A 15,340-nucleotide genomic window follows, 5' to 3' on the forward strand; every position below is an offset into this window, starting at 1 on the left:
CGTTTGGCTGGGCCGTGCTCTGTGTTATAAGAACACAGCAGGTTATAAAACCAGTATCCACTACCGGTGGGCAAAAACCAAAAACGAAGAAGAGAGGGTAAAGACAATGGAACTGAAACACTACGCCGTTGCGGGAATTTTTGCGCTCAGTGCCGCCATTCCGGGCTTCGCCACTGCGGCTGACGCTGCCGCAGGTAAGGCCAAGGCCGCCGTATGTGCTGCCTGCCATGGCCAGAATGGCATTGCCAGATTCCGACTTACCCGAATTTGGCGGGCCAGAACGAACAATACCTGGTCGCTGCTATCAAAGCCTATAAGAACAAGCAGCGCACCGGTGGTCAGGCCGCCATCATGCAGGGCCAAGCCGCGGCTTTGAGCGACACGGACATTGCCAATCTGGCGGCCTATTTCGCCAGCCTGCCGGCGGATGGCGGTAAGTAAGGCCGCTCCACCGAGGGCTGTTTAACGGTCAGTGTGGCGGTTCAATCCGCCTCACTGACGATGCGATAGCTGGGGTGGTACGCCGAAGAGCCGGGCAGCTTCATCCGGTTCTGCGCCACAAACTGAGCCAGCATGGCTTCCAGGGGTTTGATCAGCGTGGGGTCGCCGGCGATTTCGAACGGTCCCCGGGCCTGAACCTGACGAATACCATCCTCTTTGACGTTACCCGCAACAATGCCGCTGAAGGCTTTGCGCAGATTCGCTGCAATCAGGTGTACCGGCTGGTCGCGGTGCAATTCCAGGTCACGCATGTTTTCGTGATTGGGGTGGAAGGGTAGCTGGAACACCGGATCGATTTTCAGCATCCAATTGAAGTAGTACGCGTCCTGCATGGCACGCCGGAAGGTTTCCACATCCTTCATACCTTTCTTCATGGTCTGGGCTACCCGCACCGGATCATCAATGATGATTTCGTACTTCTTGGCCGCTTCGTCGCCCAGGGCGTTACGAATGAACTTGTCGATCATTTCGAAGTATTCCGCGTTTTCCTGCTTGCCGGTAAAGACCACCGGGAAGGGCAGGTCGGCGTTGTCCGGGTGCAGAAGAATACCGAGGAGGTACAGGATTTCTTCAGCGGTGCCCACGCCGCCGGGGAACACGATCACCCCGTGGCCACAACGAATAAAGGCTTCAAGCCGTTTTTCGATGTCCGGCATGATCACCAGCTCGTTGACGATCGGGTTCGGCGCCTCGGCACCGATGATGCCGGGTTCGGTGATGCCGATGTAGCGTCCGTTCTTCACTCGTTGCTTGGCGTGGGCGATGGTGGCGCCTTTCATCGGGCCTTTCATGGCGCCGGGGCCACAGCCGGTGATGATGCTCAGTCCACGCAGGCCCAGTTGGTGTCCCACTTCCTTGCTGTACTGGTACTCATCGTGGCTGATGGAGTGACCACCCCAGCACACCACCAGATCCGGCTGACGACCGGCTTCCAGAACCCGGGCATTGCGCAGCACGTGGAACACCAGGTTGGTCAGGTCCTCGGGATCGTCGCGGCGGAAACCGCTGGCAGACTGGGGAATCGAGTGGGAATAGATGATGTCCCGAAGCACCGAGAACAGGTGCTCGCGGATGGCTCTCAGCATTTCTCCGTCGACAAAGGCGTGGGCCGGCGCATTGACCAGCTCCAGCTTCAGTCCGCGCGGCTGCGGCACCAGGTGCACGTCAAAGTCTGCGTGGGCTTCCATCAGGGCCTTACAGTCGTCGGTTTCTACGCCGGTGTTGAGGACCGCCAGGGCGCATTGGCGGAATAATCTGTACAGGCCGCCCTCGCTTCGGTCCTTAAGGCGATTCACCTCATGGTTGGAGAGAATTTCAAGGCTGCCTTCTGGTGATACCAAAGCATTGATGGTGGGTTCTTGCATGAACGAAACAACTCCTGAATGTTGCCGGCCGGGCGGGGAAGGTTGCCAAACGGGCCGGTGTCTCGGCTATGCCTGATTTTGAGGCATGGTATTTAAAAGGTAGACTAAGTGCTTTAAACCTTATACGCCACTCGACAATATTCCGATTATGAAATTACTTATTCGTCCCGCCCCAGAAGTCGCTATCAAGAGCAAGCCGGTGCGCCGACAGCAGATGCGGCACCTGCGGCAGAATATCCGAAAGCTACTGGCTCGGCTGGATAGTGCCATCGTAGTTGAGGGCACCTGGGACCGGGTAACGGTTGAGTTTCCCGATGATCGCGGTTTGTCCGGGATGGTGTTGGACGCCCTGCTGCGCATTCCCGGGATTTCCACCATTCAGGAAATTGGCGTGTTCCCGTTTGTGGATCTTGATGACATCGCGGACAAGGCGGTGGAAGCGTTTGCCGAGCGGCTGAAAGGGCAGACCTTTGGAGTTCGGGTCCGTCGGCACGGCGACCACAAATTCCGCTCCAGTGAATTGGAGCGGATTGTCGGCTCGGCTCTGATGCAGGCCTCCGAGGCCGCAGGCGTGAACCTGAAATCGCCCGATGTGGAAGTGCGGATCGAGGTGCAGGATGACCACTTTCACATCGCCCACCGCAAACACCGCGGGCTCGGCGGCTATCCCCTGGGCAGCGTCGAAACCGTGATGACGTTGATTTCCGGCGGTTACGACTCATCGGTGGCCGCTTACCTGATGATGCGTCGAGGTCTGCGCAGTCACTTCCTGTTCTTCAACCTCGGCGGTACTGCCCACGAGGTGGGGGTGCGCCAAGTGGTGCATTACCTGTGGGAGCAGTATGGCGCGTCCCACAGTGCCAAGTTTATTTCAGTGCCGTTTGATGGCGTGATTGCGGAAATCATGCGTTCGGTCAATCACCGCCATTGGGGCGTGGTACTGAAGCGCCAGATGCTGAAGCGGCCGCCGAGATCGCAAAAAAGAACAACGCCATTGGCCTGGTGACCGGCGATGCGGTGGCCCAGGTTTCGAGTCAGACCCTGAGTAACCTCAACGTGGTGGATCGCGCCAGTGACGAGGTTGTTCTGCGCCCGCTGGTGTCCATGGACAAGGAAACCATCATCAACATTGCCCGTGAGATTGGTACCGAGTCATTCGCTCGCAACATGCCGGAGTACTGCGGGGTCATCTCCCAGAAGCCGGCGACCCGCGCCAAGTTGCACAAAGTCGAAGCGGATGAGGAAGAGATGGACGCAGCGGTTCTGGCCAGCGCGGTCGAGGCTCGTGAAGAAACGGCCATCAGCCGCCTGCTGGATACCACCACCACGCCAGAAGATGTCGAGCTGGTGGAAACGCCGGGAGTGGAGGACGTGATTATCGACGTCCGTCACCCGTTCGAGGGCGAACAATCACCGCTGAAGCTGACCAATAACGAGGTGATGAAAATTCCGTTTTATAAGCTGAATCAGAGAGTTGCGGAATTGCCCGGCGACCGCCAGTACCTGTTGTACTGCGACCGCGGAGCCATGAGCCGGATGCACGCCGGCCATCTGAAGTCTGAAGGGCACGCCAACATCAAGGTTTACGCGCCCGCCTCCTGAGCCTTTAGCCGGCAAGACCCTTGAAGAACTGCTGGACGTTTTCGCTCAGCGTTTCCAGATCATAGCCGCCCTCCTGCACCACCAGCGTTGGTAATCCCAGCTGGCGGATGTGGGAGCTGAGCCGGCAAAAGCCTTCCGACGTGACCGAAACCTTAGCTTGCGGGTCGTTCTGGTAGATATCGAAGCCCAGTGCGAGCACCAGCACGTCGGGCTGGTACAGCTTGAGCGCCGCCAGTGACTCGTCCAGCTTGTCGAAGAAATCGTCTTCCGATGCGCCGTGGGGCATCGGCATATTGATGTTGTAACCGAAGCCGTCGCCTTCTCCGCGCTCGTTTTCAAAGCCGGTCACCACCGGGTAGAAATTGGTCGGGTCGCCGTGGATCGAGATGTACAGCACGTCACTGCGATCGTAGAAAATCTCCTGAATCCCCTGGCCGTGGTGCATGTCGGTATCGAGGATGGCGATGCGCGGGAACCGGGTCTTCAGGTGCTCGGCGGCAATGGCGGCGTTGTTCAGGTAGCAGAAACCGCCGGCGGCGTCCTTACGGGCGTGGTGGCCTGGCGGGCGACACACGGCGTAGGCGGTACGATCACCAGCAATCAGGGCGTCGGCGGCTCCGAGTGCGGTTTGTGCAGACCAGTAGGCGGCATTCCAGGTATTGGCGCCAATGGGGCAGCTGCCGTCGGCCTGGTAGCGGGCGGCTTCCGCCAGGATGCCGGTCAGGTGGTTCGGTGACCGAACAAAGATGTTGGAAATCACCTCCTCGCCCCAGTCGTCCATCTTCATCCAACGCCGATGCGCCGATTCCAGGAAGCGCAGGTAGCCGAGGTCGTGCACCTTGGAGATCGGCGCGGCGCCCTGGTCGGCCGGCTGCAGAACCGGAATCCCCATCTCCTTCAGGCCTTCCAGCATCTGACCGGTGCGATCGGGTACCTCCTGCGGCTGGCGCATCTGCCCGCGAGTGAAGTAGGTCTGCGGAATATGCTGATCCTGGGCAGGATGGAAAAACGCTTTCATTAGCTGACCTCCTAGGTTCTACAAGCCCCTGAGTGTGGGTGCCTCAGAGGGCGATTAAAAGCCCGGCCATCGACTTTACAGCCAGTGATTCAGCATCCACTATGGAAGACATATTCAACCTACGCAACTGTGTCCCGCAGGATATGGCTACTGACAGAAAGAGGAGCCAAGATGATCGAGTCACCACTGCTGGAAAAGCTCAATGGCTATATCGGCGGTCGCTGGACGGATAATGCACAGGGCAACACCTTTGATGTGTTCAATCCGGCGACGGGCGATGTGATCGCAAAAGTCGCTTCCATGTCGGAATCCGAGGTGGAAGATGCCGTTGCTGCTGGCAAGTCGGCTTTGCGCCTGACCAGCCCCTACTCCATCGAAACCCGCCGCAAGTGGCTGGAAGACATCCGGGATGCGCTGAAGGCGAACAAGGAAGAGGTCGGCCGGATTCTGTGCATGGAACACGGCAAGCCGTTGCACGAAGCCCAGGGTGAGGTGGATTACGCAGCGGGATTCTTCGATTACTGCTCCAAGCACATTCAGGCGCTGGACGCCCACACCATTCCGGAAAAGCCGAAAGACTGCACCTGGACGGTTCACTACCGCCCGGTGGGCGTAACCGGATTGATCACGCCCTGGAACTTCCCGATCGGTATGATCGCCAAGAAGCTGTCAGCCGCGCTGGCGGCGGGCTGCCCGTCGGTGATCAAACCGGCCAGTGAGACACCGCTGACCATGATTGCCCTGTTCACGCTTATGGACCAGCACACCGACATGCCTGATGGCATGGTTAACCTGGTGATGGGCAAGGCCAGCGTGATCGGCAAGGTGCTGTGCGAGAGCCCGGACGTGCCGATGCTGAGCTTTACCGGGTCCACTGAAGTGGGCCGGAAACTGATCGTCGACACCGCCGATCAGGTCAAGAAGCTGGCGTTGGAACTGGGCGGGAACGCACCGTTCATCGTCTTCGACGACGCCGACCTGGACGCCGCCGCCGATAACCTGATCGCCAATAAGTTCCGCGGTGGTGGCCAGACCTGCGTCTGTGCCAACCGTATCTTCGTGCATGAAAAGGTGGCCGACGCCTTCGGTGAAAAACTCGCCGAGCGCGTGAACAAGATGACCGTGGGCGATGGCATCAACGGTGATGTCGATCTTGGCCCGCTGATCAACAAGGCCGGTTTCGACAAGGTGAAGCGGCACCTGGAAGACGCGCTCGAGCAGGGCGCCAGCCTGGTGGCCGGCAAGCAGCCGGGCGATCTGGGTGATGGTCTGTTCTTCCCGCCGACGGTTATTACCGACGTCACCCGGGATATGTGCTGCTACCGCGAGGAAACCTTCGGGCCGCTGGTTCCGATGGCGCTGTTCCGCACCGAAGAGGAAGTTATCGAAGCCGGTAACGATACCGAGTTCGGTCTGGCCTCTTACGTGTTCACCGGTGACGCCGAGCGCGCCCAGCGCGTGGCTGCCGGCCTGCGCTTTGGCCACTGCGGCTGGAATACCGGTACCGGTCCCACGCCGGAAGCGCCATTTGGCGGCATGAAGGCCTCAGGCACTGGTCGCGAAGGCGGCCTGGAAGGTCTGTTCGAGTTTGTCGAAGCGCAGACGGTGCCGCGCGGTTTTTAACCTAAAAGCAGAAGCTGGCAGCCCTTAAGTATTGAGCTGTCGCACGGGGGAACGTCCCCTTCAGGACACGCTACGAGCACATCCATGTGCGCTTGGGTGTGGCCATCCCTGGCCACACACAGTCCTGAAGGAGACGTTCCCCCGCGCTTTTTCTGACACTCGGTGATGGCTTATCGGAACTTTCGCCCCTCGCGGAAATCCCCTTTTTCTCCTGTTATACTTCCACTCCTGTTTATTTAACCAGTAGCGAACGTTTTCCTATGGATGTCTCTCACATAATCGACCCTCTCAATGATGCCCAGCGCGAGGCCGTCACCGCCCAGAACGATCACCTGCTGGTGCTGGCAGGGGCCGGCAGTGGCAAGACCCGGGTACTGGTGCATCGAATTGCGTGGTTGATGACGGTGGACCGGGTGCCGCCGACTGGCATCCTGGCGGTGACCTTTACCAACAAGGCCTCCAAGGAAATGCGTTACCGCATCGAACAGATGATGGACATCCCGGCTCGTGGCCTCTGGTTCGGCACCTTCCACGGCATTGCTCACCGATTGCTGCGCTCACATTGGCAGGACGCAGGGTTACCGGAGAACTTCCAGGTGTTGGACAGCGACGACCAGCTGAGGATGGTCAAGCGGGTAATGCGGGAAAACCAGATTGATGAGAGCAAGTGGCCGCCCAAGCAGGCGCAATGGTTTATCAACAGCCAGAAAGATGAAGGCTTGCGGGCGGACCACATTCAGGATAATCCGGGCGATCACTTCACCTCAACAATGCTGAAGATCTATCGCCAGTACGAAACCCTGTGCCAGCAGGGCGGCCTGGTGGATTTCGGGGAGCTGCTGCTGCGCTCCCACGAACTCTGGCTGCACCGACCGGAACTACTCGCCCATTACCAGAAGCGGTTCCAGCATATTCTGGTGGACGAGTTCCAGGATACCAACACCATTCAGTACGCTTGGCTGCAGGTGCTGGCTAGCCAGCAGGTGCCGCTGACGGTCGTTGGTGATGATGACCAGTCCATCTATGGCTGGCGCGGCGCCAAGGTTGAGAATATCCAGCAGTACCAGCGCGATTTCCCCAATGCCCGTTTGGTGCGGCTGGAGCAGAATTACCGATCCACACAGATGATCCTGAAGGCGGCCAACGCGGTGATCGCCAATAACCAGGGCCGGCTGGGCAAAGAGTTGTGGACCGACGGACCTGACGGCGAGCCCATCAGCCTGTATGCCGCTTTTAACGAGCAGGACGAAGCTAACTACATTGCCGATAGCATCTCCGCCTGGGTTCAGGACGGCAACCTGCGTAGTGAGTCGGCCATTCTCTATCGCTCTAATGCCCAGTCACGAGTGCTGGAAGAAGCGTTGATGCGCCAGGGTATTCCGTACCGGGTCTACGGCGGCCTTCGGTTCTATGATCGCCAGGAAATCCGTAACGCGCTGGCCTACCTGCGCCTGGTCCAGTATCGCCGCGACGATGCCGCATTCGAACGGGTGGTAAACCTCCCGCCCCGGGGCATAGGCGCCAAGAGCCTGGCTGAGCTGCGGGAATATGCGACTGAACAGAGCATTTCGCTCTGGGAGTCGGCGGAACGGCTACTGGAAGCCGGTCAGGTTAAAGGCCGGGCCAAGACCGGATTGCAGTCCTTTATCTCGATCATTGAGGGTCTGTCCGGCATGGTGGGCGATGCCAGCCTGCATGGCTTGATGAAGCAGACCATCGAAGACAGCGGCCTGAAGAACTACCACGCCAGTGAAAAGGGCGAGAAAGGTCAGGCCCGGGTGGAGAACCTGGAAGAATTGGTTAACGCGCTGTCGGATTACGAGGTAGAAGACGGTGTCGACCCGATGGCCGAGTTCATTGCCCAAGCCGCCCTGGATGCGGGCGAGGCTCAGGCGGAGGCCCATGAGGACAGTGTTCAGCTGATGACGCTGCACTCCGCCAAGGGCCTGGAATTCCCGATGGTGTTCCTGGCTGGCGTTGAGGAGGGCTTGTTCCCCCATGCATGTCGCTGGAAGAGCCGGGACGCATGGAAGAAGAGCGCCGCTTGGCCTATGTCGGTATTACCCGTGCCATGCAAAAGCTGGTGCTCACTTACGCTGAATCCCGCCGCTTATACGGCCAGGAAAAGTTCAACGCGCTGTCCCGGTTCGTGCGTGAAATTCCTGCCGACTGTCTACAGGAAGTCCGGCTGCGCAATACCGTCACGCGCCCGGCGATGCTGGAACGCCCCAATGAGAGCATGTTCAGCCAGGATTCCGCCCAACAGTCCGGGTTTAGCCTGGGTCAGCGGGTACGGCATCCGAAGTTTGGCGAGGGTGTGGTGATGAATTCGGAAGGAAGCGGGCATCATACCCGGGTGCAGGTGAACTTTGACGACGGTGCCAAGTGGTTGGTGCTGGCGTATGCGCCTTTGGAAGCCTGCTAGTTTCGGGCTATTCGGAGATCGCGCAGGCGTCGGGTAAAGCTTCCCAAAACTGTGCGGAGCCATGGATGGCGGAGCTCAAGCGTCACATGGACGTGCTTGAGCGGGTTTTGGGGAGCTTTACCCGATGCCTGCTTCCCCAAGGCCGAGCTTAAGACCTCACATTAAGACTGCGTAAATCACACCCGCCAGAACGATTCGATAGATCACATACGGCCACATGCCAACGGTGTTCAGCCATTTCAGGAAGAAGTGGATGGCGGTGATGGCCATGATAAAGGACGTCACGCCGCCGAGCAGGAAGCCGCTCCAGTCGACGATGATATCCGAGGTGGCCACTTCCAGCAGTTTAACTGCCGACGCCAGCACGATAATGGGAATGGCCAGCAGGAAGGAGAACCGTGAGGCGGTGTGACGGGTCATGCCCAGGAACAGGCCGGCGGTGATGGTGACGCCGGAGCGGGAGGTGCCGGGTACCAGAGCCATGGCCTGGGCGATGCCGACCACAATGGCGTCTTTCCAGTTCAGCTGGTCCAGGGTGCGCTGGCGCTTGGGCAGCCAGTCGGCGATGCCCAGCAGCAGGCCGAACACCAGGGTGGTGGTAAAGATCACTTCCACGGCCCGCAGTTCATTGTCGATCATGTCCAGCAACGCCAGACCCGCCAAACCGGCCGGGATGGTGCCTATCACCAGATAAAGTGCCAGCGCGCCCTGGCCGACCAGCTTGCGCCGGGTGACCGACAGCAATCCGTCCCGGGCAATGCCGAACACGTCGTGTCGGAAGTAGAGCACCACTGCCAGCAGAGTCCCCAGGTGTACCGACAGATCAAATCCCACGCCCTGATCGGTCCAGCCAAAAAATGCTGGTGTCAGAATCAGGTGAGCGGAGCTGGAGATCGGCAGGAATTCGGTCAGTCCCTGTAAAAGGCCGAGAAAGAGGGCCTGAAAAGCATCCATATGGCAAATCCGTTGTCTGACTGGGGCAGTGTTACAAGCAGGCACGGATAGTAGCAGGGCACCCGGGGGCTGAACAGTCCGGCCCGGCGAGCCTGGAGGAGCCAGGCGCGAGCACTCAGCACACAAAGTAGGGTATGGTCGGGTTTTTAAGGACCATAGGCTGGCGCTCGCCGGCCAACATTAAAGATCGGACTCTATGATTGCACTGCTTCGTCGTTACCCTTTGGCCGTGATCGTGCTTGCCCAGTTGTTCGGAACCTCGCTCTGGTTCAGCGTGAATGGTGTCTGGTTGTCGCTCTCACAGGAGCTGGGGCTCAGTGAGACCGATCTCGGGTTGCTGACCCTGGCGGTGCAGGCCGGCTTTATTGCCGGCACCCTGACGCTTGCGGTTACCGGCCTGGCCGACCGGTTCGGCGCCAGCCATATTTTTGCGTTGTCCAGTCTGCTCGGGGCACTGGTGAACGGCGGCTTTATTCTGGTGGCTTCGTACCCGCCACTCGATCTGTTATTGCGATTCGCCACCGGGCTTTGTTTGGCGGGCATCTACCCCCTGGGCATGAAAATGGTCATTGCATGGACGCCAAAGCATGCCGGCGTGGCACTGGCGTGGCTGGTAGGCATGCTCACGCTTGGCACCGCGCTGCCGCATCTGATGCGCGGAGCCACTCTGGGGCTGCCCTGGCAGTGGCCGTTATTTGGGGCCTCCGGGTTGGCGCTGGTCGGCGGTGCCCTGGTATTTCTGCTGGGTGAAGGGCCTCACTTGCCCAAGAGCGCTGGCCGCGTGCCCCTCAGGCAGGGACTGGCTGCTCTGCGAGCGCCCAAGTTTCGGGCGGCTGTGGGCGGGTATGTCGGTCATATGTGGGAGCTCTATGCCTTCTGGGTACTGGTGCCCCTGTTGGCCGGGCGTGAATTGGCGCGCTTGGGTATGGGAGATGATTTCCTGCCCTGGTTCGCCTTCGCCATCATCGCCTCGGGCGCGGCCGGTTGTATTGGCGGTGGCTGGCTGAGTCGGCGACGGGGTAGTGAGTGGGTGGCACGGATGGCATTGGCGACATCGGGGCTGGTTTGTCTGATTTACCCGTTTTTATCCGGATTTTCCCCAGTCCTGCTGGCACTGTTATTGATGGTGTGGGGTGTTGCGGTGGTGGCCGATTCGCCCCAGTTCTCAGCGTTGGCAGCGGCTCGGGCGCCACAAGCCTTCGTGGGGTCATCGCTGGCGGTCATGAACGCCATTGGCTTTGGCGTGACTCTGCCTGCGATCTGGCTGACCAGTTGGCTGTGGGAATTCCAGGGCGTTTGGGTGGTGTGCCTACTGCTGCCCGGGCCAGTTTTCGGGTTGCTCGCACTGACGGCGCCAGAGCGCCGCGCCCGGAAACTGGCCGGCTGAGACTGAGTAGCGACTAAGCTCGGGTCAGAGGTTTTGTTCAGGCACTTCCCGAATGCGGCCGTGCTCGTCAATCGCCACGTAAACGAACATGCCCTCGGTAACCTTGCGCGGGTGCTTGGCAGTGCGGTCCCGAGTCCATACTTCCACCCGGAGCTTCATGGAGCTCCGACCAATCTCCACCACCTCACAGTAGCAGCCTACCTGTGAACCCACGCGCAACGGTGACAGAAATTCCATGCGATCCATCGCCACAGTCGCGTTCCGACCCTGGGAAATGCGGCCGGCCATGGTGGCGGCAGCGATATCCATCTGTTTGACCAGCCAGCCCGCGAACACGTCGCCGTTGGGGTTGGTGTCAGAGGGAAGGGGCACAATCTGGAGGGTCAACTCACCGCGAGGGGTGGGTTTGTCATCGTCTAAAGCCGTCATGGAAGTCTGCCTTGGTGTTAAGTCTCGAATTGTTATATCCCGCATGTTAGCGGCGTTAGCTAGGGCTGCAAGCAGATTTGCACTTTTCCGACTATATTTCCGTATCTGTAACAAAGTTGTCATAGAGCTTCATTATTCTTCACTCATCGGCAAAGTTCATTCATACAAATTGTCCAACCGATCTTGGAGACTCAACGTGATTAAACTGAACAAAACACTCGCAACTTTCGCACTGGCTGGCTCTGTAGCCGCGATGTCCGCACCTGCCATGGCTCGTGACACCATCAGCATCGTCGGTTCTTCTACCGTTTACCCATTTGCGACGGTTGTTGCTGAGCGCTTTGGCACCAAGACTGATTTTAAAACCCCGAAGCTTGAATCAACCGGTTCCGGTGGTGGCATGAAGCTGTTTTGTCAGGGTATCGGTACCCAGCACCCGGACATCACCAACGCTTCACGTCGGATGAAGACGTCAGAGTATGAGCTGTGCCAGAAGAACGGCGTAACTGACATCACCGAATTCCGTATTGGTTCTGACGGTATTGTTATCGCCAGCTCCAAAGATGCCGAGAATTTGGACATCACCCTGAAACAGCTGTTCCTGGCCCTGGGTTCCAAGGTGCCGGTCGATGGTAAGTGGGTTGCCAACCCGAACAAGAACTGGAGCGATGTTGATTCCAGCCTGCCAAACAAGCCGATCCGTGTAATGGGTCCGCCGCCGACCTCTGGTACTCGTGACTCTTTTAACGAGCTGGCACTGGCCGCGGGTTGCGACGAACTGCCTGAAGCGGCAAACCTGGGCAAAGATGAGCACGGCGCTATCTGTGAAAGCGTCCGTGAAGACGGCGCCTTCATTGAAGCTGGTGAGAACGACAACCTGATCGTGCAAAAACTGATCGGCGATACGGACATGTACGGTGTGTTTGGTTACAGCTTCCTGGAAGAAAATGCAGATCGTCTGCAGGCTGCTACCTTGAACGGCATGGTTCCGACCGCCGAAGATATCGCTGCTGACAAGTATCCGGTAGCTCGTTCCCTGTTCTTCTATGTGAAGAAGGCGCACGTTGGCGTGGTTCCGGGTATCCAGGAATACGTTAGTGAGTTCACCAGCAACGCCGCCATGGGCCAGAACGGCTACCTGAAGGACGTTGGTCTGATCGTCCCGCCGCGGGACCAGCTGATGAATCTGATGGACAAGTCAGAGAACATGCCTAACTTGGCCATGGAAGAACTGAAGTAACCCGAAGGAATCGGGATTAAGCAAGGGTGCGGGTCCTCAAAGGGCCCGCACCCTTTCGCACGTTCAGGAAGACCATCTGGTGTCACGAGCTGTTCCAATCTGTAAACTAGGCGCCTAATTGAGGTCGTAGACAGGATTTTTCATGCAACCGGCTAACTTGTTATTGCTCACCCTTGTGTTCGCCGTTGTGGCTTATGGTCTGGGGTATGCCCGGTCACGGTCATTGGCGGCGCCACTGGGCGGCATTCGTCATCTGAAATCCCTGCCGTTCTACTATGGCGCGCGTGCTGCGCTGTGGAGCGGTATCCCCGCGCTGATCGTGCTCGGCTGCTGGGCCGCTTTTCAGGGTAAGGTGATTCAGCTCATCATTGTTGGCGGATTGCCGCCGGAACTGATTCCCGAGACCGAAGGCCAGGCCAGCCTGCTGCTCAGCAAAATCAGCAACGTCGCCAGCGGCGCCCTGCCGGCCGGCTTCGTAGAAGCGCCAATCGCTGAAGCGGCGGAACGCCTGGAGCATTGCGGGCGCAAAGCCGGTTGCTGATGTCGACTCTCGTGGTTTCAGTCTCGGTACTTGCCGGGTTCTTGGGCTGGTTGCGGATTCGGCCACGGCTTAATGCCCGGTCCCAGGTCGAGTCCATCCTGAAGTGGCTGTTCTTTGCTTGTGCCGCCCTGGCTATCCTGACCACGGTTGGCATCATCTTCTCAGTGGCTTTTGAAACCTTCCGGTTCTTCGGCAAGGTTCCGTTTACCGAATTTATCTTTGGTTCCCAGTGGAGCCCTCAGACCGCCCTGCGAGCGGATCAGGTGGCCGCCGAGGGCGCCTTTGGCATGATTCCGCTGTTCACCGGCACCCTGCTGATCTCAGCCATTGCCATGGTGGTGGCGGTACCGGTTGGTCTGCTGTCGGCGATCTACCTGTCGGAATACGCCAACAAGAGAGTCCGGGGTGTGGTGAAGCCGCTGCTGGAAATGCTGGCCGGTATTCCTACCGTGGTTTATGGCTTCTTCGCCGCGCTCACCGTGGCTCCGTTCATCAGCGACCTTGCCGCCTCCCTTGGCATTGAAGCGTCTTCCCAGAGTGCGCTGGCTGCAGGCGGTGTCATGGGCATCATGATCATCCCGTTTGTGTCTTCGCTGTCGGACGACGTGATCAACGCGGTGCCGCAAACACTTCGTGATGGGTCGCTGGCCCTGGGTGCTACCCAGTCCGAGACCATGAAAAAGGTCATCTTCCCGGCTGCCTTGCCGGGCATCATGGGCGGCGTTTTGCTGGCGGTGTCCCGGGCGATTGGCGAAACCATGATCGTGGTGATGGCCGCTGGCCTGGCTGCAAACCTGACCGCAAACCCGCTCGAAACCGTCACCACCGTGACCGTGCAGATTGTGACCCTGCTGACCGGGGATCAGGAATTCGACAGCGCCAAGACTTTGGCTGCCTTTGCACTGGGCGCCATGCTCTTCCTGTCTACCCTGCTGCTCAACGTAATAGCCCTGAAAATCGTGCGCAAATATCGGGAACAGTATGACTGACCAACGTTCACAGGCGGAGATTGTCCGCCAGTCGCTCAAACGCCGGTATCGCAAGGAGCGTCGATTCCGCGCCTACGGCATCCTCGCCATTGGTATCGCCCTGTCGGCGCTGGTGATCCTGTTTACCGATATCATCGGTAAGGGCTACACCGGCTTCATGAAAACCACCATCACCATGGAGGTGAACTTGGATGGGGACATGATGTATCTGGACGATCCGACCGACAGTCGCCAGCTCAAGATGGCAGACTTTGTCGAGCCGCTGGTGCAGGCGCTGATCAAGGAAATTCCAGGTGCCACAGAAGAGGATCGTGAGGATGTTCGGGGGCTGATCAACCCCTATGCTTCGGTGACCCTGCGTGACGCCTTGAAGGAAAATCCGGACTGGCTGAACACCACCCGGACCTTGACCTTCCTGTCCCACACCGACGTCGACGTGTATGTAAAACACGCCGGTGATGCCGCCTATTCAATCAAGCTCAACGACCGGCAGAAAACCTGGGTTGAGACCTTGCGTGAGCGCGGCGCGATCGATACCTCGTTCAACGACACCTTCTTCAGCGGTGGTGATTCGCGGGATCCGTCCAAGGCGGGCATCCTGGGTGCCATTGTCGGCTCCCTGCTGACGATGTTCGTCACCCTGATCCTGTCGTTCCCGATTGGTGTTGCCGCGGCCATCTATCTGGAGGAGTTTGCGCCCCAGAATAAGTTCACCGATTTCATCGAGGTGAACATCAACAACCTGGCGGCGGTACCGTCGATTATCTTCGGTCTGCTCGGTCTGGCGGTGTTCATTAACCTGTTCGGGATGCCGCGCTCCGTGCCGGTGGTCGGCGGGCTGGTGCTGACACTCATGACCCTGCCCACCATCATCATTTCCAGCCGGGCCGCGATCAAGAGTGTGCCGCCCTCCATTCGGGAAGCCGCGGAAGGAATCGGCGCCTCGAAAATGCAGGTGGTGCTGCATCACGTGCTGCCGCTGGCCATGCCGGGCATGCTTACCGGCTCCATTATCGGTATGGCCCAGGCCCTGGGTGAAACAGCGCCGCTACTCCTTATTGGCATGGTGCTTTCATCGTCGATGTGCCCGGTGGATTTTTCGACTCTGCAACGGTTTTGCCAGTGCAGGTGTTCCTGTGGGCCGGCAGCCTGAATTGGCTTTCATTGAACGTGCGTCAGCCGCCATTATGGTGCTGTTGGCCTTCCTGATCAGTATGAATGCATTGGCCATTTGGCTGCGCAAACGCCTCGAACGCCGGTGGTAAGG

10 protein-coding genes and 3 pseudogenes are annotated in these 15,340 nt (G+C 58.9%); 9 read left to right on the forward strand and 4 right to left on the reverse strand.

Features of this window, described 5'->3' with window-relative positions; all coding sequences use genetic code 11:
• Positions 1–106: 106 nt before the first annotated feature.
• Positions 107–441, forward strand: a pseudogene (locus AU14_RS07575) (c-type cytochrome).
• Positions 442–482: 41 nt separating this feature from the next.
• Here AU14_RS07575 and ppnN read toward each other — a convergent pair.
• A complete protein-coding gene (ppnN, locus tag AU14_RS07580) occupies positions 483–1,865 on the reverse strand; it encodes a nucleotide 5'-monophosphate nucleosidase PpnN (protein ID WP_041340024.1) in 1,383 nt (460 codons plus the stop codon).
• Between the two features lie 148 nt (positions 1,866–2,013).
• Between ppnN and thiI the strand changes: the two are divergent.
• Positions 2,014–3,467 (forward strand): annotated as a pseudogene (gene thiI / locus AU14_RS07585) (tRNA uracil 4-sulfurtransferase ThiI).
• 4 nt (positions 3,468–3,471) lie between these two features.
• Here thiI and AU14_RS07590 read toward each other — a convergent pair.
• Positions 3,472–4,485, reverse strand: a complete 1,014-nt coding sequence (locus AU14_RS07590) for a histone deacetylase family protein (protein ID WP_041340027.1) — start codon at positions 4,483–4,485, stop codon at positions 3,472–3,474.
• 171 nt (positions 4,486–4,656) lie between these two features.
• On the opposite strand from AU14_RS07590, the gene AU14_RS07595 reads away from it, so the two are divergent.
• Positions 4,657–6,108, forward strand: a complete 1,452-nt coding sequence (locus AU14_RS07595) for an NAD-dependent succinate-semialdehyde dehydrogenase (RefSeq protein WP_041340029.1) — start codon at positions 4,657–4,659, stop codon at positions 6,106–6,108.
• Positions 6,109–6,368: 260 nt separating this feature from the next.
• Positions 6,369–8,533, forward strand: a pseudogene (gene uvrD, locus AU14_RS07600) (DNA helicase II).
• A 156-nt stretch (positions 8,534–8,689) separates the two neighbouring features.
• Here uvrD and AU14_RS07605 read toward each other — a convergent pair.
• Entirely contained in the window at positions 8,690–9,487 is a 798-nt protein-coding gene (locus AU14_RS07605) for an undecaprenyl-diphosphate phosphatase (RefSeq protein ID WP_041340031.1), read from the reverse strand.
• 196 nt (positions 9,488–9,683) lie between these two features.
• Here AU14_RS07605 and AU14_RS07610 point away from each other — a divergent pair, with 196 nt between their 5' ends.
• Entirely contained in the window at positions 9,684–10,874 is a 1,191-nt protein-coding gene (locus AU14_RS07610; RefSeq protein WP_041340034.1) for an MFS transporter, read from the forward strand.
• Positions 10,875–10,898: 24 nt separating this feature from the next.
• Here AU14_RS07610 and AU14_RS07615 read toward each other — a convergent pair whose 3' ends face one another.
• On the reverse strand, positions 10,899–11,303 hold the full coding sequence (locus AU14_RS07615; RefSeq protein ID WP_041340036.1) for an acyl-CoA thioesterase: 405 nt from the start codon (positions 11,301–11,303) through the stop codon (positions 10,899–10,901).
• Between the two features lie 196 nt (positions 11,304–11,499).
• Here AU14_RS07615 and AU14_RS07620 point away from each other — a divergent pair, with 196 nt between their 5' ends.
• The 4 genes from AU14_RS07620 to AU14_RS07630 all read left to right on the forward strand — a co-directional run bounded on the left by AU14_RS07620 (position 11,500) and on the right by AU14_RS07630 (position 15,226).
• A complete protein-coding gene (locus AU14_RS07620; protein WP_041340038.1) occupies positions 11,500–12,543 on the forward strand; it encodes a substrate-binding domain-containing protein in 1,044 nt (347 codons plus the stop codon).
• A gap of 142 nt (positions 12,544–12,685) precedes the next feature.
• Positions 12,686–13,084: a phosphate ABC transporter permease family protein gene (locus AU14_RS21115; RefSeq protein ID WP_236744540.1), complete on the forward strand. Its 399-nt coding sequence runs from the start codon at positions 12,686–12,688 to the stop codon at positions 13,082–13,084.
• Complete coding sequence (gene pstC / locus AU14_RS07625; RefSeq protein WP_236744541.1) at positions 13,084–14,073, forward strand: phosphate ABC transporter permease subunit PstC; 990 nt, start codon at positions 13,084–13,086, stop codon at positions 14,071–14,073. Before AU14_RS21115 ends, pstC begins: the two co-directional genes overlap by 1 nt.
• Positions 14,066–15,226: a PstA family ABC transporter permease gene (locus AU14_RS07630; protein WP_236744542.1), complete on the forward strand. Its 1,161-nt coding sequence runs from the start codon at positions 14,066–14,068 to the stop codon at positions 15,224–15,226. Before pstC ends, AU14_RS07630 begins: the two co-directional genes overlap by 8 nt.
• Positions 15,227–15,340 lie beyond the last annotated feature (114 nt).

It is taken from the genome of Marinobacter similis, assembly GCF_000830985.1.
GTDB classification, from domain to species: domain Bacteria; phylum Pseudomonadota; class Gammaproteobacteria; order Pseudomonadales; family Oleiphilaceae; genus Marinobacter; species Marinobacter similis.